At 48.9% G+C, this 19,127-nt stretch carries 14 protein-coding genes and 1 pseudogene; 3 read left to right on the forward strand and 12 right to left on the reverse strand.

Features of this window, described 5'->3' with window-relative positions; all coding sequences use genetic code 11:
* Positions 1-50 precede the first annotated feature (50 nt).
* Positions 51-1,385 (forward strand): NADP-specific glutamate dehydrogenase, encoded by a 1,335-nt coding sequence (gene gdhA / locus H9Q78_RS08185; protein WP_249300869.1) that lies wholly within the window; start codon positions 51-53, stop codon positions 1,383-1,385.
* Positions 1,386-1,491: 106 nt separating this feature from the next.
* Here gdhA and H9Q78_RS08190 read toward each other — a convergent pair whose 3' ends face one another.
* From H9Q78_RS08190 to H9Q78_RS08225, 8 genes are all read right to left on the reverse strand, one after another.
* Positions 1,492-2,193, reverse strand: a complete 702-nt coding sequence (locus H9Q78_RS08190) for a response regulator (protein ID WP_249300871.1) — start codon at positions 2,191-2,193, stop codon at positions 1,492-1,494.
* Complete coding sequence (locus tag H9Q78_RS08195) at positions 2,186-4,897, reverse strand: sensor histidine kinase (protein WP_249300873.1); 2,712 nt, start codon at positions 4,895-4,897, stop codon at positions 2,186-2,188. Before H9Q78_RS08195 ends, H9Q78_RS08190 begins: the two co-directional genes overlap by 8 nt.
* A gap of 99 nt (positions 4,898-4,996) precedes the next feature.
* The gene (locus H9Q78_RS08200; RefSeq protein WP_249300875.1) at positions 4,997-5,878 is read right to left on the reverse strand and encodes a hypothetical protein; all 882 of its coding nucleotides are present in this window, start codon (positions 5,876-5,878) and stop codon (positions 4,997-4,999) included.
* Between the two features lie 12 nt (positions 5,879-5,890).
* Positions 5,891-6,496, reverse strand: a complete 606-nt coding sequence (gene kdpC, locus H9Q78_RS08205; protein WP_249300879.1) for a K(+)-transporting ATPase subunit C — start codon at positions 6,494-6,496, stop codon at positions 5,891-5,893.
* Positions 6,497-6,514: 18 nt separating this feature from the next.
* Positions 6,515-8,584: a potassium-transporting ATPase subunit KdpB gene (gene kdpB / locus H9Q78_RS08210; RefSeq protein WP_249300881.1), complete on the reverse strand. Its 2,070-nt coding sequence runs from the start codon at positions 8,582-8,584 to the stop codon at positions 6,515-6,517.
* A 44-nt stretch (positions 8,585-8,628) separates the two neighbouring features.
* Positions 8,629-10,440, reverse strand: a complete 1,812-nt coding sequence (gene kdpA, locus H9Q78_RS08215) for a potassium-transporting ATPase subunit KdpA (RefSeq protein WP_330595108.1) — start codon at positions 10,438-10,440, stop codon at positions 8,629-8,631.
* Between the two features lie 180 nt (positions 10,441-10,620).
* Entirely contained in the window at positions 10,621-11,265 is a 645-nt protein-coding gene (locus tag H9Q78_RS08220; RefSeq protein ID WP_249300883.1) for a potassium channel family protein, read from the reverse strand.
* Between the two features lie 19 nt (positions 11,266-11,284).
* Entirely contained in the window at positions 11,285-12,658 is a 1,374-nt protein-coding gene (locus H9Q78_RS08225) for a TrkH family potassium uptake protein (RefSeq protein WP_330595109.1), read from the reverse strand.
* A gap of 175 nt (positions 12,659-12,833) precedes the next feature.
* Between H9Q78_RS08225 and H9Q78_RS08230 the strand changes: the two genes are divergently transcribed.
* Complete coding sequence (locus H9Q78_RS08230; protein ID WP_249300885.1) at positions 12,834-13,022, forward strand: hypothetical protein; 189 nt, start codon at positions 12,834-12,836, stop codon at positions 13,020-13,022.
* 181 nt (positions 13,023-13,203) lie between these two features.
* Here the strand turns inward: H9Q78_RS08230 and adhE are convergent.
* Positions 13,204-15,612, reverse strand: a pseudogene (gene adhE, locus H9Q78_RS08235) (bifunctional acetaldehyde-CoA/alcohol dehydrogenase); the annotation flags it as partial.
* 606 nt (positions 15,613-16,218) lie between these two features.
* Between adhE and H9Q78_RS08240 the strand changes: the two are divergent.
* Positions 16,219-16,518 carry a hypothetical protein gene (locus H9Q78_RS08240; RefSeq protein WP_249300888.1) on the forward strand — a complete coding sequence of 100 codons (300 nt, stop codon included), beginning with the start codon at positions 16,219-16,221 and terminating at the stop codon, positions 16,516-16,518.
* Positions 16,519-16,630: 112 nt separating this feature from the next.
* Here H9Q78_RS08240 and H9Q78_RS08245 read toward each other — a convergent pair whose 3' ends face one another.
* From H9Q78_RS08245 to H9Q78_RS08255, 3 genes are all read right to left on the reverse strand, one after another.
* A complete protein-coding gene (locus H9Q78_RS08245) occupies positions 16,631-17,146 on the reverse strand; it encodes a DUF4446 family protein (RefSeq protein ID WP_249300890.1) in 516 nt (171 codons plus the stop codon).
* 55 nt (positions 17,147-17,201) lie between these two features.
* Positions 17,202-18,149 (reverse strand): ParB/RepB/Spo0J family partition protein, encoded by a 948-nt coding sequence (locus H9Q78_RS08250; protein WP_249300892.1) that lies wholly within the window; start codon positions 18,147-18,149, stop codon positions 17,202-17,204.
* A gap of 125 nt (positions 18,150-18,274) precedes the next feature.
* Entirely contained in the window at positions 18,275-19,048 is a 774-nt protein-coding gene (locus H9Q78_RS08255) for a ParA family protein (RefSeq protein WP_249300894.1), read from the reverse strand.
* Between the last annotated feature and the right edge of the window lie 79 nt (positions 19,049-19,127).

The following is a 19,127-nucleotide window of genomic DNA, read 5'->3' on the forward strand; positions in this document are numbered from 1 at the left end:
TGTCTGTTTTGACTCCTTTTTCGTTCTAGTTTATGTCCTGGAGGAAAAATATGTCATATGTAGATGAAATGATTTCCCGTGCAATCGACAAGAACCCTGGTGAACCGGAATTCCACCAGGCGGTACGCGAGGTACTCGATTCTCTTCGCCCGGTAATCGATGAGAACGAGGCAATGTACCGGAGAGACGCTATTCTGGAGCGTCTCATCGAGCCGGAGCGTGTTGTGTCATTCCGCGTCCCCTGGGTTGACGACAAGGGACAGGTACAGGTGAACCGCGGCTATCGTGTCCAGTTCTCCAGCGCCATCGGACCTTACAAAGGTGGACTTCGTTTCCATCCTTCCGTAAACCAGGGCATTGTAAAATTCCTGGGCTTTGAACAAATCTTTAAAAACGCACTCACCGATCTTCCCATCGGCGGCGGCAAAGGCGGGGCCGACTTTGACCCCAAGGGCAAATCTGACCGTGAGGTAATGGCGTTCTGCCAGAGCTTCATGAATGAGCTTTACCGCCATATCGGAGCCAATACGGACGTCCCCGCCGGAGATATCGGCGTGGGAGGCAGAGAAGTCGGCTACTTGTACGGACAGTACAAACGTCTTACAGGGCGTTATGAAGGTGTGCTCACAGGAAAGGGACTGACCTTCGGCGGTTCTCTGGTCCGGAAAGAGTCCACAGGCTATGGTCTCGTGTATATTACCGAGGAGATGCTGCGGAATCATGAAATGACCATGAGCGGGAAGACCGTCATAGTATCCGGCTCCGGCAATGTGGCCATTTACGCGACTGAGCGCGCTCAGCACTTCGGGGCGAAGGTGGTCGCACTGAGCGATTCCAGCGGCTTTGTCTATGATCCCAAAGGCATCCGCATTGATATCGTTAAGGATATCAAGGAAAAGCGCAGAGGACGGATCAAAGAATACGTGGATGAGGTCCCTTCTGCAAAGTATACGGAAGGCAGAGGAATCTGGAACATTCCATGTGATATCGCTCTTCCCTGCGCGACGCAGAATGAGCTGACCCTCTCAGACGCCAAAGCTCTGAAGGAAAACGGCTGTTTTGCCATCTGTGAAGGCGCTAATATGCCTGTCACCCAGGAAGCCACCGATTACGTGATGGAAAGCGAAATGTTTTTCCTGCCCGGCAAAGCATCCAACGCGGGAGGCGTCACCACTTCCGCCCTGGAGATGACCCAGAACAGCGAGCGTCTTTACTGGTCCTTTGAAAAGACAGATTCCAGGCTGAAAGAGATCATGGTAAATATATATGCTCAGATCAGCGGCGCGGCAAAGGATTACGGCTACGAGGATAATTATGTGATCGGCGCCAACATCGCCGCTTTTAAGAAGATCGCCGACGCCATGCATTCGCAGGGCATTGTATAACAGTACCTCTTCTATTTTGCTTATAATACCCATAACCGGGTATTGTATTACACCCCCTATTATATAAAACAGGCGGCCATATGGCTGCCCGTTTTATTTCTCTGTACTATTCTATTCTCAGCATCCGGTAGCCCACGCCAACATGGGTCTGGATATATTTCGGCTGGGCCGGATCTGTCTCGATCTTCTTACGCAGTGTGGCCATAAACACTCTCAGGGACGCCACGTCATTCTCCCAGGCGCTTCCCCATACCTCTCTGGTTATATACGTATGGGTCAGGACCTTGCCCACATTTTTTGCGAGCAGGCACAGGAGTTTATATTCAATGGGCGTCAGGTGCAGCTCCTTCTCCTCCATGTACGCGCATCCGGCGGAATAGTCAATCCTCAGATCCCCGTTGACAAATACCACCTCGTCGGCGGCCTTTGAGGACTGCATATAGCTCAGGCGGCGGAGCGTTACCCGAAGTCTGGCCAGAAGCTCCTCTACAGAAAACGGCTTTGTCAGATAATCATCTGCCCCTGCATCCAGCGCATCGATCTTATCCCTGTCCTCGCTCCGGGCGCTGATGACTATGATCGGCATATTGGACCAGCTTCTCACCTTTTTGATGATCTCCACTCCATCCATGTCCGGGAGCCCAAGATCCAGGAGCATCACATCCGGATTCTGGGATGCCGCCGCCATCACAGCCTGCTGCCCCGTCTCCGCCGTATGAAATTTATAATTCTGCATTTCCAGCGTAGTGGATATCAGATTCTTTACCGCCGTATCGTCTTCTACAATTAGTATCAATGGCTTATTCATGCAACATTGCCTCCTCTGATGGCAGGGTAAACTGGAATATGGTGCCGCGGGGCTCATTGTCCCTCACTGTTATCGTTCCTCCGTGAGCCGTTATAATGGATTTGCACAGAGCCAGGCCAAGCCCCAGACTCCTTCTGCTGTCCGCGATCCCATTATTGGCCGTATAGAACATTTCAAATATCTTATCCTTCAAATCATCGGCAATTCCCGGACCGTTGTCCGCCACCTCCACTACTGCCATCCTTCCGGCCTTTGCCACCGTGATGACGATCCTCGAACCGGGCGGCGTATATTTAATGGCATTGTCGATGAGATTGATTATCACCTGCACGATCAGGCGTGCATCCATTTTCGCCAGAATGAATTCGTCCTTCTGTACTACTTCGATCTCATGCTCCACACTCTTTCTGTTGACATGGCGCCTGGCCTCTGTGATGACCTCCTCCAAAAGCTCTGTCTCCAGGTTAAGATGCATGGTGCCGTCTTCAATCCTGGTCACGGACAGCAGGTTCTCCACCAGATTGATCAGCCACATGGAATCATCATAAATATCCGTATACAGCTGGTTTTTCTTACTTTCATCCAGTCTGCCGCCGTTTCCCAGCAGGACGCCGGCATTTCCGGATATGCTGGTCAGCGGCGTCCGCAGATCGTGGGAAATGGAACGGAGGAGATTGGCGCGCAGCTGCTCATTTTTGGCCTGAGCCGCCGCTTCTTCCCGTTTTCTCCCATATAAGTCCTTCTCAAGGGCCAGGGCACACTCCCCCAATATAGAGAGCAGAAGGCTGTTTTCAAAGGAGCTGAGCGGATCTCCATACATATCGATGCCCACCACACCGTACACATCATTGGCGCTTCGGACTGCAAGATACATATACCGGGCATTTCCCAGCGTATCGGTGCCGGCGCCCGCCCGTTTGTTGTTTTTAAACACCCACGCCGCGACCGCCTGCTCATTCTCCAGAAGATATTCTTTTTTGGACGTATCTTCTGCCCCCTGTCCGGAGACGCCGGAATCCTTTAGATACCAGACCGGCTGCTTTAGATCGCCCTCTTCAGACGGATAAAAGACGATATCCCGATGGAGCAGCTTTGTCAGCTGGCTGGCCGTCACCTCTATGATGCCGTCCGTATTCTTCTGCTGCTGAAGCAGCTGGTTCGTGTCCAGAAGGATCTGTGTCCGGTAGGCCATACCTGCGGACTGGACCGCCTGTCTCTTTATCTTCGTCGTCAGGGAACTGGTCACAAAAGCCGTGAGGAACATCACCAGAAAGGTCACGGGATATTCCGGGCCATAAGCCTGAAAGGTGAATTTAGGCGTAGTGAACAGGAAGTTGAATACCAGCACGCTGACCAGAGACAGGACGATACTGTATATGCGCCCGGTGGTCACGATAGCCGCAAACAGCACTCCCAAAATATAAACCATAATGATATTGGAATCATTAAAGCCTATCTGATGGAAGACCATACCCACCAGGGAAGACAGCACAAGTATGATGATCGTCTTTGTAACATCCGCCAAGGAAAAATGGTTCCTTGTTTTTTTCACCGCCAGCTTCCGGTAGCTGGGCATCGCCTTATCGGGGATGATATAGATATCCAGATTTGGCGCGAGTTCCGTCAGCCTCTCCGTGAAGGACTGCCTGGATATCAGAAATCTCTTCTGTGTATTGCTCCGTCCCAGCACGATCTTGGATGCGCCGGACAGCTTTGCGTATTCCGCGATCTGGAGGGCCACATCTTCTCCGTATACAGTCTCTACCTTTCCCCCCAGCTGTTCTGCCAGGTGGATATGCTCCCGGAGCCTTTTCTTATCCTCCGGGGATGCGCCCCGAAATCTGGGAGTTTCCACGAAAATCGCTGTCAGGCTTCCCCTGAATGCCCTGGCCATCCTCGCAGCCGTACGGATAATCTTCGTGTTGGAAGGAGACGCGGAGAGACATACCAGGATATGTTCATCGGTATAATAATCCCCTCCGCCCGACTGCTTCGCCAGTTCTGAGAGCTTATTCACCCGGTCGGCGCTCCGGCGAAGGGCGATTTCCCTGAGCGCCGTCAGATTTTCAATCGTGAAAAAATGGTGCAGCGCCTTTTTTGCCTGTGTCGGCTGATAGACCTCTCCTTCCTTCAGCCGGTTGATCAGATCCTCCGGCTCGATATCCACCAGCTCGACCTGGCTGGCGTCATCAAATATTTTATCTGGGATCCTCTCCTGCACCATGATCCCGGTTATGGAGGCCACAATATCGTTGAGACTCTCTATATGCTGGACATTCACGGTGGTGTAGACATCTATCCCGGCATTGAGAAGCTCATCGATATCCTGGTACCGCTTCGCATGCCTGCTCCCCTGGGCGTTTGTATGCGCCAGCTCATCCACCAGGATCAGTTTCGGATGCCGGGCGATCGCGGCATCCAGGTCAAATTCCTTTACGGAAATCCCTTTATAAGACAAGACCAGCGGAGGGATTGTCTCCAAGCCGTTTAAAAGCTGCATCGTGCGGGGCCTGGTATGAGGCTCGATATAGCCGGCCACCACGTCTATCCCTCTTCTTTTCGCGGCATGGGCGGCTTTCAGCATCGCATAAGTCTTTCCCACTCCTGCAGCGTATCCGAAAAATATCTTCAGATGTCCTCTGCTTTCCTTCTGCTCTTCTTTTTCCATCTGCCTTAATATCTCGTCCGGCTTTGCCCGCTCCATACCTGCTCTCACCTCTGTACTTTTTTATCATCTTAACACAAATTTTATAAGAATCCTATGAGATAATCCCCATTTCCCATAAAGATTATATTAAGAGCCTCACGTAAGAGAAACGGGAAACAGGATCTTCAGAAGCATCTTCTCAGCCGCCGTACCGGTCCCGTAATCATACACCATCCTCCTCCCGTCCGCCCGTTCCATCCGAAATCCATGGTCCTCGTACTGTACCGTGACCCCGCAGTCATTAAGAGCCATTCGGAGGGACAGCTCCCAGGAGTAGACCGAATTCAGGTTTTTATGTTCCAGGGCCTCCAGGGCATATTCAAATTCCGCCGCCCCGACTCCGTTCTCTAAGAGAAGGCTCCAGAGTTCCGCCATCTGTGTTACGGTGAGCGATTCCATCCAGACGGTTTCTTCTGCGTCTTCCGTAAGAGGCAGATACCGGAAGTAAGCGCCCGGGCACATTTCTTCCAGACCTGACAGCGCTTTTTCCATATACCAGCTCCGTCTCACAGCCAGCGCCTCATATTCCCAGCGGACGCCGCGGAGCAGCTCCGCCAGCTCCTTTCTTATTCCTCCTCTTTCCGTGCTGACTACAATACAGATACTCTCCAGTTCATCAAAATCCTCTCCTGATAAATTGCTCTTCTCAAAATACCAGATTCCTTCTGATTCTTCTTTCACCACCTGCAGCTGGGCGGCTTCTTTTCCATCAGCGTTTCCGCATATAACGATGGGGTATTCCTCATGGAGCGCCGCCATAAGCGCGCCATATTCGTCAAGGAGAAGACTGCACGGAAATTCCGAATGTTCATAATAAATCCAAATACTTCCGTCTTCTCTTTCGAAAATATCCGGATTCAAAGACAGCTCATTGCTGATTCCATAGACCAGAGAGATCAGTCCCGCCTCTCCGCAGTTGCCGGATATCTTCTCTCTTATCCTGAACTCTTCCCTTCGCGCAGTCTTCATTTTATACATCTGCAGACCTCCCTATTCCAAAATACCGTCCAGCATCAGATTCACCTTCAATACGTTGACCGTCTCTTCTCCAAAAATCCCAAAAATCTTATGCGTTGTACATTTTTCTATGATATCTTCGATTTCCTCCACAGATCTGCCATTCTCCCTCGCCAGGCGTTCTGCCTGATATTCCGCGGCCGCCGCGGAGATATCCGGGTCCAGCCCGCTCCCTGAGCAGGTTACCAGATCTACCGGTATCGGCGTATCTCCTTTTTCCGGATGGGCAGACCGAATCTTTTCCACTCTCTGCGCCAACAGTTCCTTATATTCTTCGCTGACCGGGCTCAGATTGGAAGGAGAGGCGTACATCACGGCATTCCCGTCTTTATCTTTGTAAGTATTCGTATTCAGATTCATGATCCTTCCCCACATGTGAGTCACGTCTGTATACTGCTGCCCAAGAAGCGCGCTTCCATACTTTTTACCATTTACCTCAATGATACTCCCGTTTGCCTTATCCGGAAATACCGTCTGAGCCACCGCGGTCACGGCGCCGGGATACAAAATTCCGCATATGACCGTAAAAAGCAGAAACAAAAGGGCCGCCCTGGGCAAAATCGTTTTTATTGCTTTCATCTCAATTACCTGCCTTTCTTAAACCAGCGCTGCCGCTGCCAGCAGCATATCAATCAGTTTAATGAAGATAAACGGTGCTATGACGCCTCCAATACCGTACACAACCAGGTTCCGTGACAGAAGCTTCCCCGCGGAAACCTCCCGATACTTCACGCCCTTTAAGGCCAGAGGTATCAGCGCAATGATTATCAGAGCGTTATAGATTATCGCGGACAAGACCGCGCTGTACGGGCTGTGAAGACCCATTATATTCAGCGCAGAAAGACCTGGGTAAAGTCCCATAAAGAGAGCCGGTATGATGGCAAAATATTTTGCCACATCATTCGCGATACTGAAGGTGGTCAGGCTTCCTCTGGTCATCAGAAGCTGCTTTCCTATCCGGACGATCTCAATCAGCTTTGTGGGTGAGGAATCCAGATCCACCATATTGCCTGCTTCCTTTGCCGCCTGGGTTCCGGAATTCATCGCCACCGCCACGTCCGCCTGAGCCAGGGCCGGAGCGTCGTTCGTCCCGTCACCCGTCATAGCCACCAGATGTCCTTTTGCCTGAAAATCTCTTATCATCTGGAGCTTTCCCTCCGGCGTCGCTTCTGCCAGAAAATCGTCGACGCCGGCTTCCGCAGCTATGGCAGCCGCCGTCAGCGGATTGTCCCCGGTGATCATAATGGTTTTGATGCCCATTTTTCTGAGATCCGCAAACTTTTCCTTAACCCCCTGCTTAATGATATCTTTCAGGTGGATAACTCCCAGAATTTTGTGATTCTTTGCCACAACAAGAGGCGTGCCGCCCTGCTTGGATATTTTCTTTACCGCTTCATCACATTCCCAGCTATAGCTCCCTCCATTGTCCAGCACATACTGCTTCACCGTATCAGCGGCGCCTTTCCTGATCTCATTTCCGTCATAATTCACACCGCTCATCCTGGTCTTCGCACTGAACGGAATGAATTCCATATTTTTATCTTCCAGGCTTCTGCCCCGGATTCCGAATTGTTCCTTTGCCAGGACCACAACGCTTCTTCCCTCCGGCGTCTCATCAGCCAGGGAGGAGAGCTGGGCCGCGTCGGCCAGCTCCTCCGGAAGTGTTCCGTCCACAGGAATCAATTCAGATGCCTGCCTGTTTCCCAATGTGATCGTCCCGGTCTTATCCAGCATCAAAATATCCACATCACCGGCGGCCTCAATGGCACGGCCGCTCATGGCCAGCACATTTGCCTGATTCAGACGGCTCATGCCCGCAATCCCAATGGCGGAAAGCAGCGCTCCGATCGTAGTAGGCGCAAGGCAGACTAAAAGCGCGGCCAGCGTCGTGACAGAAGTGGGATTCGGAATTCCTGCCTGATCGGCAGAAAAAATGGAATAGGTGTAAAGAGAAACCGTCACCAGGACAAATATAACCGTAAGCGCGATCAGGAAAATCTGAAGAGCGATCTCATTCGGCGTTTTCTTCCTGGACGCGCCTTCCACCATGGCGATCATTTTATCCAGAAAACTTTCTCCCGCTTCACTGGTAACCTGAATCACCAGCCAGTCGGAAAGGACTGTTGTGCCGCCGGTCACCGCGCTCCTGTCGCCGCCGCTTTCCCGGATGACGGGCGCGGATTCTCCTGTGATCGCGCTCTCATCCACGGAAGCCGCTCCTTCTATGACTTCTCCGTCGGCTGGGATTTGCTCTCCTGCTTTTACAATGACAAGATCTCCTTTTTTAAGGGATGCGGAGGAGACTTTGCTCACCTCTTCTTTTTTGTCAGCAGACGAAATCATATGTGCCTCTACATCCTTCTTTGCCGCCCGCAGGGCGTCTGCCTGAGCTTTTCCCCGCCCTTCCGCAATTGCTTCGGCAAAGTTGGCGAACAATACCGTAAACCACAGGATGACCGCGATGGCCAGGGTGAACCCCGACGGGGCGTCTTTTATCCCAAGCAGTGAGACGATCCAGAGGATCGTAGTCAATATGGCCGACAGATAGACCAAAAACATGACCGGGTTTTTCACCTGCGTCCTGGGCTTCAATTTTATAAATGAATCCTTTATGGCCCGGGCCGCCATTTTCTTATCGGCCAGAGCGCTTTTCTTTTTTCCAGACATTCCTTATATACCTCCTTATGCCATAAAAACCAAGGGCATCATGCTTATGAAGCGAAGAATTCCGCAAGCGGCCCAAGCGCCAGTGCCGGGAAGAAGCTAAGCGCTCCTACCAGCAGCACGATAAAGATCAGCAGAAATACAAACATTCCATTACTGGTGGACAAAGTCCCCGCCGTCACGGCAATCTTCTTCTTTTTCGCCAGGCTTCCCGCAACAGCAAGCATCGCTGCCATGGGTGCAAATCTGGCCGCCAGCATGCAGAGAGCAAGGCTCACATTTAAGAATACCGTATTGGCATTAAGCCCCGCAAAAGCAGATCCATTGTTGCCCCCGGCAGAGGTAAACGCATATAAAACCTCGGAAAAGCCATGAGCGCCGCTGTTATTTAGGGATTCGGATACGCTGGGCACAAGGACCGCGATGCCGCTCCCGATCAGGATCGCGACCGGCGTAGCCAGGCAGGCCACCACCGCCCATTTCATTTCATACGGCTCTATTTTTTTGCACAGATACTCCGGAGTCCTTCCCACCATCAGGCCGGCTATGAACACAGTAAGTATCGCAAAGGCGAGCATGGTATACAGTCCGCATCCGACGCCTCCGAATATGACTTCGCCAAGCTGCATTAAAATCATCGGCACCATGCCGCCAAGCGGAGTATAGCTGTCATGCATGGAGTTTACGGAACCGTTGGATGCCGCAGTCGTATATGCCGCCCAGGTAGAAGACGCTGCGATGCCGAACCTGGATTCTTTTCCTTCCATATTTCCCCCGGCCTGATTGTCCATGGAGATGTCCACGGCCTCTTCCTGAGCCAGCCCCGGCGTGGCCGACTGTTCACTGGCCGCCACGCAGGCAAGCGCGATGACAAGCATGATGAACATCGCCGCGAATATAGCTTTTCCCTGTTTTTTACTCTTCACATTTCTGCCAAAGGTAAAGCATAGGGCCGCCGGTATCAGCAAAAGAGATATCATTTCGACCAGATTGGACAGCCAGGTGGGATTTTCCAGCGGATGGGCTGAATTCACGCCATAGTAACCGCCGCCGTTCGTCCCAGTCTGCTTAATGGCGATCTGGCTGGCAGCCGGCCCCAGCGGGACAATCTGCTTTGTAATGATATCCGCGTCCGGAACTGCCGTTCCATCCACGGTGACCACACCGTTCTTCAAATCTATTTCCGCGTTTTCCAGAACATTGCCCTCCGCATCCACGGCTGCCGGCTCCAGAAGCTCGACTGTTTCGGCTGGCTTCAGATTTTGAACCACGCCCTGGCTCACCAGAAATATGGAGATCACCAGGTTGAGAGGAATCAGGATATATAAGACCGTTCTCGTCATATCCACCCAGAAGCTTCCCAGCCCATTCGTTTTTACCCTTATGAACCCACGGATCAGGGCAAATAATACGGCAATCCCAGTCGCCGCCGATACAAAGTTCTGTACAGCCAGCCCCAATGCCTGTATCAGGTAACTGGCCTGTGCTTCACCGCTGTAGGCCTGCCAGTTGGTATTGGTCACAAAGCTGACGGCCGTATTGAAAGACAGATGCCAGGACATTCCGGGGATCCCCTGGGGATTTCCCGGCAGCACGCCTTGGAGCATCTGGATCAGAAACACGAACAGGAATCCGATTCCGCTGAAAAGAAAGGCACATACGGCATATTTCTTCCAGTTCATCTCCTCATCTGCTTTAACACGCATTACGCGGTATACCGCCCTCTCGCAGGGGGACAGAATGCGAGACAGCCAAACGTGTTCTCCATTCATGATTTTTCCGATATAGCCGCCAAGGGGAATGGCCAGCGCTACCAGAACGATCAGATAAAATCCATACTGCAACATTAACTGCATCATCTTTTTCACCTCTCCTAATGTCTGTCTGCTTATGCAAATCCGGCTTTACAGCAAACAGCATACCGCAGACAAAATAAAAATAGGATTAGGACCTTTTATAAAAAAATAAAGAAAGCACAAAAATCCCATTAAGGAATCTTTATGCTTTCTAGTTCTAATTTTCTATATATTTATTCTGCCCTATCTCATAAGAGCTCTCAGATCATTTTCAGAACCCATCACCATTAAGGTTTCATCCCCGGAAAAACGATGGTCTGAAGGCGGCAGAGGGTATATCTTTCCCTTCTTCTTTGTCGCCAAGATACTGATATGATAACGGGTACGCACCGATTTCTCTATGATGGTTTTCCCATACCAGGATACCGGGACGGCTATCTCAAATATCCCGATTTCTTCCGTAAGTTCTATGTAATCAAAGATATTTTTTGCCCCGTATTTAATGGCCAAACGTTCTGCCATTTCCCGTTCCGCGTATACCACATGATCTGCGCCGTTCCTTAAAAGAAGTTTTCTGTGTACGTCCCGGCTGGCGCGGGCCAAAATGAATTTCGCCCCCATATCCTTTAAAAGGACTGTGATCTCCAGGGCGCTCTGAAAGTTATCCCCGACTGCAACCACACACATATCGAAATGATTGATGCCTATGGATGAGATAAACTGCTCATCCGTCGCGTCCCCTATCTGGATATCCCGCAGAATGCTCGCCGCCTTGTCAGCCCTGTCCTCATCTTTTTCCACAGCCAGCACATCATTTCCTTCCTCCAAAAGCTTCTGTGCCATATGGCGGCCAAACCTTCCCAAGCCGATGACCAATACTGTTTTCATAAAAATTCCCCCTATTTATCTATCCAACCTGTATTTTTTCCAGAGGCAGCTTTGATACCGTGCGGTTTTTCTCCGACGCCAGCGCCACGAGGATCGTGACGGACCCCACTCTGCCTACAAACATCAAGAACATAATCAGGCATTTGGATACCATGCCAAGTCCAGTTGTCACTCCCAATGTCAGCCCTACCGTACCCACGGCAGAAGCGCTCTCAAACAAAGCGGTCAAAAGCGGCATTCCTTCTATCGAAGACACAGCCATTGCCACCGTCAGAGAAAGAATCAGATACATGCTGAAAATGCAGGTCGCCAAACGGATAACTCCATCATCCAGACGTCTTCCGAATACTTCCATGTTTTTCTTCTGACGCATGGTAGATACAATACTTATCATAAATACCGCCAGAGTAGTAGTCTTGACACCGCCCGCCGTGGATCCGGTGGACCCTCCGATCAGCATCAGGCAGATGAGCAGAAACTGGCTGGACTGCGTCATTTTAGCCAAATCCATGCTGTTGAATCCTGCCGTTCTCGCCGTTACGGATTGGAATAAGGCAGAAAGACCCTTTTGGGAAAATGGCATCTGGACAAAATCTGCATTGCCCTGTTCAAAGATGAACAGCAGCAAAGCTCCAAAAAAGATCAATCCGGCTGTGACCACGAGCACAAGCTTGCTGTGAAGCCGGAGCTTCTTCAGAGAAAAATGGTTGGTCGCCAAATCCCTCCATACAAAGAAACCAAGTCCGCCGATGATGATAAGGAGCATTATGATCCCGTTTACATACCAGTTTCCGCCAATCGTCGTCAAAGAAGAAAACGGCTCTCTTCTGCCCATCAGGTCAAATCCGGCATTGCAGAAAGCGGATATGCTGTGAAAAATCCCATACCATATGCCTTCGAAAAATCCCAGCCGCGGGCAGAAATACAGGCTCAGAAGTACGGCGCCCGTTCCTTCTATCAAAAAGGTCCCAAACAGGATAAAACGGGTCATCCGCACGATTCCGCCGACCTGCGGCGCAGATATGGCATTCTGCATGATAACTCTGGTAGTAAGTCCTATCTTTTTCTTTGTCATAGAAACGGCGTATATGGCAAAGGTCATAAAGCCGATTCCTCCTACCTGTATCAAAAGGAGAATGACAAGCTGCCCGAAAAAAGACCAGTGGGTATATGTATCAAATCTCACCAGCCCGGTCACACAGGTGGCCGAAGTGGCAGTAAATAACGCGTCGGAGAAGGAGGTGAGACTTTCTCCTGCCTTTATGGAAATTGGCAGGCAAAGAAGGCCGGCTCCCAGAAGTATAATAAAAAAGTACCCCGCTATGATTATTTTCATCGGCGAAGCGCGGTGAACCCGCTTCCACACCTTTTCCATCGTAAAGCCCCTTTCCATCGTCTACCGCCTATTCTACAAGCAGTACGCTTAAGAAAGAATTAAATAAATTCCGGCAGTATTAAGATTGTATTAAGGCCGATAAATCTTAATATAATCTTTACATGATTTTTCAAGCCATAATACCACCTTTATGTTAAATATGATATTTTCAAATAAACAAGGGGGTGGCTCTATGCAAGTTATTGCGGTTATTTTAATGTTTTTGTTCGTATTTGTCGTCGGATACCTCGCCACCGGCGGAGCTGATAAATTCATCAGGAAAAATTGTTCTCCGTTTAAAGAAGAGCTGGATTTAAGTGAACCGGATTATGAGGATATCAAAAAAAAACAGACAAAGCTCCACGAAAAAAAAATATCCTGATATTCATTAAGAAACTTTGGAAACATTGATATAAACCATGGAAAAAGGAACCGGCAGTCTTGCGTCTCCGCTGACTGCCGGTTCCTTTCTTTTTCAATTTATCTTGCAGCAAAAGCCACATTGTGAAAGGGAACTTTTTTATCTTCCATAATATGCGTCCAGATAAATCTCTTTCAATTCACTCATGATCGTCTTTCCCTGTGATTCCCGCAAACCTGGCCGCCTCCACGTATCTGTCAAATGCGTGCGGATACTTATACTGAGGGAATGTACCCATCTTAACAGGCGCCTCCTCCGCATTGAAGCGAATCACATACGTCAGCACCAGGGCGTTGGCTATGCCGTGAGGGATATGATGGAACGCTCCCAGCTTATGGGCCAGTGAATGGTTCACGCCAAGGAAGGCATTGGCAAAGGCCAAACCTGCCATACAGGACGCATCCGCCATCTTTTCTCTGGCTTCCACATCCGCGGCGCCAAGTTCATACGCACGGGGCAGATAATCAAATACATTTTTTATAGCCTTTAAGGCCAGACCGTCGGTGTAGTCAGAAGCCATCACCGATACATAAGCCTCCAGCGCGTGGGTCATGACATCAATACCAGAAGAACTGGTCAATCCCTTTGGCATATTCATCATATTATCCGCATCCACTATGGACATGTTGGGAAGCAGCTCATAATCTGCCAGCGGCCATTTCTTCCCCGTTTTTTCATCAGTAATGATCGCAAACGGCGTCACCTCGGAGCCGGTGCCGGCCGATGTGGGAATCGCCACGAAATATGCTTTCTCTCCCATTTTCGGGAAGGTATATACTCTCTTTCGGATATCCATAAAATCCATGGCCATATCCATGAAATCCACTTCTGGATGTTCATACATTACCCACATGATCTTGGCCGCATCCATGGCAGAACCGCCGCCCAGAGCAATAATGGTATCCGGCTCGAAGCTCCTCATCATCTCGGCGCCGGCTTTCGCACACTTTAACTTAGGATCAGGCTCCACATCATAGAAGCATGTGTACACAATACCCATTTCATCCAGCTTATCGGTAATCGGCTTCGTATAACCGTTTTTATAAAGGAACGTATCGGTTACAATAAATGCGCGCTTCTTATTCATGACAGTACCGAGTTCATCCAATGCGACCGGCATGCAGCCCTTCTTGAAATATATCTTTTCCGGTGTCCTCAGCCAAAGCATATTCTCTCTCCTCTCGGCAACGGTCTTAATGTTGATCAAGTGCTTTACTCCTACGTTTTCCGATACGGAATTGCCTCCCCAGGAACCGCATCCCAGAGTCAGGGAAGGCGTCAGCCTGAAGTTGTAAAGATCGCCGATACCTCCCTGGGATGAAGGAGTATTGATCAGGATACGGCAGGTCTTCATGGCCGCCTGATGCTTCGCTATCTTTTCCTTTCCGTCTTCTGTAGCCGTATTTACATAGAGGACCGACGTATGGCCATAGCCGCCGTCCGCCACCAGCCTTTCCGCCTTAGCCACGGCGTCGTCAAAGCTAGATGCCTTATACATTGCCAGCACAGGCGACAGCTTCTCATGGGCGAAGGGTTCGGTGATATCAACGGACTCCACTTCTCCGATTAGAATCTTGGAATCTGCGGGCACTTCAATCCCGGCGAGCTGTGCGATCACCGGCGCCGGCTGCCCTACGATCTTGGCATTCACTGTCCCGGCCTCCGTAAGGATGATTCCGCGCAGCTTATCCAGTTCCTCTTTATTCAGGAAATAACATTTTCTCTTTTTAAATTCTGCCTTTACCTCCCTGTAAATTTTCTCCAGAACGATCACGGACTGCTCTGAAGCACAGATCATACCGTTGTCAAAGGTCTTGGAATGAATCACAGAGTTCACCGCCATCCGGATATCCGCCGTATCGTCTATGATGGCTGGTGTGTTGCCGGGACCGACACCCAGAGCAGGCTTTCCGGAGGAATATGCCGCTTTCACCATACCGGGGCCTCCCGTCGCCAATATGATATCCGCCCCCTTCATGACCTCGTTGGTCAGCTCCAGTGAGGGAACATCAACCCAGGAGATTATACCTTCCGGCGCTCCGGCCTTGACTGCCGCTTCCAGGACCACCTTTGCCGCGGCAATGGTACATGCCTTTGCACGGGGATGAGGAGAAATGATAATGGCGTTTCTTGTCTTCAACGCGATCAACGTCTTGAAGATAGCCGTGGAGGTGGGATTCGTGGTCGGAATTACCGCTGCGATAAGTCCGATCGGCTCTGCAATCCTCTTATATCCGAATGCCGCATCTTCTTCAATGACGCCGCAGGTCTTTTCATTTTTATATTTGTTGTAAATATACTCCGCCGCATAATGGTTCTTTATTACCTTATCCTCTACCACGCCCATGCCGGTCTCTTCCACCGCCATCTTCGCGAGAGGAAGTCTCTGATGGTTTGCTGCCATCGCGGCTTCGTAAAAGATTTTGTCCACCTGCTCCTGGGTGAACGCAGCAAACTTCTTCTGAGCTTCCCTCATCTCTTCCATTTTCGCAAGAAGCTTCTCCACATTGTCGATCACTGCGTCCTGCTTTACTTTCTCTGTCTTTGCCATTCCCTTTCTACCTCCTGATAATCCTTTTGAGAGTTCCGTTTTCTGTTCCTCATTATCCTTTATTTTTGATAAGTTCTTAACAATCTGCTATTATTATATCTTCTTGTTAATGTTTTGTCAATTCATATACAGATATTTTTATTCTCTTTCGCTATACAAAATTAGAACATTTTATATGGAATTTTTATGTATATTGTACAAAAGGGTATACCTTTAAATACCTTTCAAACTAGCTTTCTTAATCTGGTTTACAAGGCAAGAGGAAATCCGCTTCCATCCAGGCGGCTCGCTGGCAGCCGTAACCAGGATCTTTGCGGCCTCCAGTCGGTCCTTTCCAACTGACATGGATAAATCGATATTTTTCCATGTCAGATTCCAACAAAAATCCGCATGATATGCGATTTTTGCCTCCCTGCGGCCGGGAAGATCCTGCTAATGGCTCTGCGGCGCTCGCCTTACGATGGAATCGAATCCTTCCTCTTGCTCTTCCTCCCGCACTGAAATAAGCGCTCATTTGTTTTGAAAGTCATTTGGGCGGTCCGCGCGGCCCGCTGCCATAAGGCGCGCGGGCGTATGGATGTTCAATCTTTTTCTGGAATCTAAGAAATGAAATTCATCCAACGTGGTGTGGCAGGCAGAGCGCCGGTAGAAAGATTTCGGGCCGGCCTAAAGGTGAGCGCCGCAGGGCAGCGGCCGGTGTTCCCCAGGCGGAGGGAGGCAGAAACGGAAATACCGATTCCGTTTCTGAGCGAACAGGAGACAGGAAATCATAGAGATTTCCTGCCGACATGTGAGCGGTACTGCCGGAGCGGGGATAAAACGGTCCCTGCATCGCCAGCGAACCGAAATCGTGACGGTCCGAAACTTCTGCCGGTGACTAACTGGAGCTTAATCGGAAGTAATTAAAAATGATTCCAAAAAGTATTTTGTATCATTCAAAGAGGAACGCGTCCCCGCGTTCCTCTTCTTATTTTTCTTTTTTCTGTTTTTTAATATTTCAGCCGATTTTCTTTCCCGGTCAGTTTTCCGGCCTTTCCAGTCCCAATGCAATCCTGACCGCTTTTTCTTCTTCTCTTCCAAGAGGCGCGTCCGTCTCACCTTTTATGATCTCCTTCACATACACATAGCATGAATCTCTGCTGTGCACAGCGTTCAGTATATATCCGCTTTTATTTTGGGACATGAGAGCCAGCGCAAAGCTGGATTTTCCTCCCATTCCGGGAAAAGCATCATATTTTACCAGTCCAGTCTTATGAAATGATTTGACCAATACCTTATTGATCACCTTTAAAGCATCCTTATTTGCTCTGTCTTCAGCCTGCAGCATACGGAGATCATCAAAAGCCTGGGCAAATATTTCCTCCAGAGACTCTGCGTCCCGTCCCCGCATGAATCTGTCATATTTTTTAGCCAGCTTTGATGTCTTTACAATTTGTATTACCACCAAAACCGCCAGAACTGCAACTAGGACCACCAATCCGATGATTATAAAAATCGGGTCAAACCCCAAATCATTCAATATGCTGTTTTCCATCCGTCTTTCCTCCTGCTTCTGCCGCATCCATATTTTTAATCCTGATGGATTTTGATTATTTCATACTTCCAAACAAATCCATAAGTCGTTCCAGCTCTTCCATGGAATAATACTCTATCTCTATTCTTCCTCTATTTGCGTCTTTTCTATTGATGTTTACCTTCGTTCCCAGAATTTCCCTTATTTTACTCTCAATATTTTTGTAAATAAAATCCTGTCCGGAATCTGCTTCCTCCGTTTTTTTTGGATTTTTCGGGTTCAAAAGGGATTTTACCAATTTTTCGGTCTCTCTCACACTCAGCTTGTGTTCGATGATCCTCTCCGCTACTTTATACTGTATCTCTTTGTCTTCCAACGAAAGTAGCGTTCTCGCATGACCGCCGGATATTTCTCCTTCAACTAACATGAGCTGCACCCTCTTATCCAGCTTCAACAAACGCATGGAATTGGTTATCGCCGTCCTGCTTTTGGAAACCCGAACGGCAATCTCTTCATGTTTTAAATGAAATTCATCTATCAGCCTTTGGTACGCTGACGCTTCCTCTATGGGGTTCAAATCTTCTCTCTGTATATTCTCGATCAGTGAAATCTCCATGATTTCCTGGGGGGTATACTCTTTTATGATTACCGGCACTTCTTTCACCTTAGCCAGCTTGGCAGCCCGCCAGCGCCGTTCCCCTGCTATTATTTCATAATAGTCCTCTCTTTTCTGTACAAGAAGAGGCTGAAGAACACCGTATTGCTTTATGGACTCTGCCAACTCTGCAAGTGATTCTTCATCAAACTGCTTTCTTGGCTGTTCACGGTTGGGCTCTATCTGACTGATCTTTAAAAAAGTCTGCGGTCTTTCATTTTCGGAATCAGAAGGAGCGGCTGATTCGCTTCCTGCGCTCATCTGCACATTTTTCTTCTGAGCCGGGCGCTGGATATCCTCCAGCTCCATTCCCATTGGAATCAAAGAATCCAGACCCTTTCCGAGACCGCTTCTTTTTGCTCGTGCCATATCATTGTTCCTTTCTAGGATAAATTTTCAATAATACAAATATTTACTTATCTTTTATTTTCTCTATTTTATTAGAAAGTTATCTGATAATATCTCGTCTCTTATATAAGATATATTCTTATCTTTCATTCTTCCATTTCATTTTTTTGTATCACTTCTTCTGCCAATAAACGATAGCTTTCTGCTCCTGCAGATCTTGTATCATACAACGTAATCGGCATTCCATGACTTGGCGCTTCTGCAAGACGCACATTACGCGGGATGATTGTTTTGTAGACGGTGTTCTTAAGACTGTTTTTTACGTTTTCCACAACCTGCAGGGATAAATTCGTCCTCGCGTCATACATGGTAAAAACAACACCCTCCAGCTCAAGAGAAGGATTCAGCCGCTGTTTGACCAGATTTATCGTATGTATCAGCTGTGAAAGTCCTTCCAAAGCATAATATTCACATTGAATAGGGACAAGCACAGTATCAGCGGTTGTCATAGCATTTACCGTCAACATATTTAGAGAAGGAGGACAGTCTATAATGATAAAATCATAATTATCTCGAATCTTGTCGATTTCTCTCTTCAAAACAAATTCTTTTTTACTTATGCCAATTAATTCGATCTCTGCACCAGATAAATTAACATTAGAGGGCAATACATCCAATAGAGGGAGTACTTCCTGCAGCAGACACTCTTCCACGGTGGACTGACCAATGAGAAGCTCATAAGTCGTATGCTTCTTCTCATTTTTATTTACCCCTAAACCACTTGTCGTATTTCCCTGAGGATCCAAGTCTATAGTTAATATTTTCTTTCCGGCTTCAGCCAAGCATGCAGAAAGATTAATTGCCGTTGTGGTTTTTCCCACGCCGCCCTTTTGATTTGCAATCGCTATAATTCTTCCCATTTACGCTGTCCTTTCTATACAAAACTTATTATAGCATTATCTAGAATTCATTACCACTGTTAATTCTTAATAATTTCAT

The organism is Qiania dongpingensis, from assembly GCF_014337195.1.
Classification (GTDB): Bacteria; Bacillota; Clostridia; order Lachnospirales; family Lachnospiraceae; genus Lientehia; species Lientehia dongpingensis.

Excerpts from the sequence above, each read along its gene's own strand:
- H9Q78_RS08250 (WP_249300892.1), bottom strand. The coding sequence starts at position 18,149 with ATGGCACGAGCAAAAAGAAGCGGTCTCGGAAAGGGTCTGGATTCTTTG.
- gdhA (WP_249300869.1), top strand. The coding sequence starts at position 51 with ATGTCATATGTAGATGAAATGATTTCCCGTGCAATCGACAAGAACCCT.
- kdpB (WP_249300881.1), bottom strand. The coding sequence starts at position 8,584 with ATGTCTGGAAAAAAGAAAAGCGCTCTGGCCGATAAGAAAATGGCGGCC.
- H9Q78_RS08190 (WP_249300871.1), bottom strand. The coding sequence starts at position 2,193 with ATGAATAAGCCATTGATACTAATTGTAGAAGACGATACGGCGGTAAAG.
- kdpA (WP_330595108.1), bottom strand. The coding sequence starts at position 10,440 with ATGATGCAGTTAATGTTGCAGTATGGATTTTATCTGATCGTTCTGGTA.
- H9Q78_RS08255 (WP_249300894.1), bottom strand. The coding sequence starts at position 19,048 with ATGGGAAGAATTATAGCGATTGCAAATCAAAAGGGCGGCGTGGGAAAA.
- H9Q78_RS08230 (WP_249300885.1), top strand. The coding sequence starts at position 12,834 with ATGCAAGTTATTGCGGTTATTTTAATGTTTTTGTTCGTATTTGTCGTC.
- H9Q78_RS08195 (WP_249300873.1), bottom strand. The coding sequence starts at position 4,897 with ATGGAGCGGGCAAAGCCGGACGAGATATTAAGGCAGATGGAAAAAGAA.
- H9Q78_RS08245 (WP_249300890.1), bottom strand. The coding sequence starts at position 17,146 with ATGGAAAACAGCATATTGAATGATTTGGGGTTTGACCCGATTTTTATA.
- H9Q78_RS08240 (WP_249300888.1), top strand. The coding sequence starts at position 16,219 with ATGAAATTCATCCAACGTGGTGTGGCAGGCAGAGCGCCGGTAGAAAGA.
- kdpC (WP_249300879.1), bottom strand. The coding sequence starts at position 6,496 with ATGAAAGCAATAAAAACGATTTTGCCCAGGGCGGCCCTTTTGTTTCTG.
- H9Q78_RS08200 (WP_249300875.1), bottom strand. The coding sequence starts at position 5,878 with ATGTATAAAATGAAGACTGCGCGAAGGGAAGAGTTCAGGATAAGAGAG.
- H9Q78_RS08220 (WP_249300883.1), bottom strand. The coding sequence starts at position 11,265 with ATGAAAACAGTATTGGTCATCGGCTTGGGAAGGTTTGGCCGCCATATG.
- H9Q78_RS08225 (WP_330595109.1), bottom strand. The coding sequence starts at position 12,658 with ATGGAAAGGGGCTTTACGATGGAAAAGGTGTGGAAGCGGGTTCACCGC.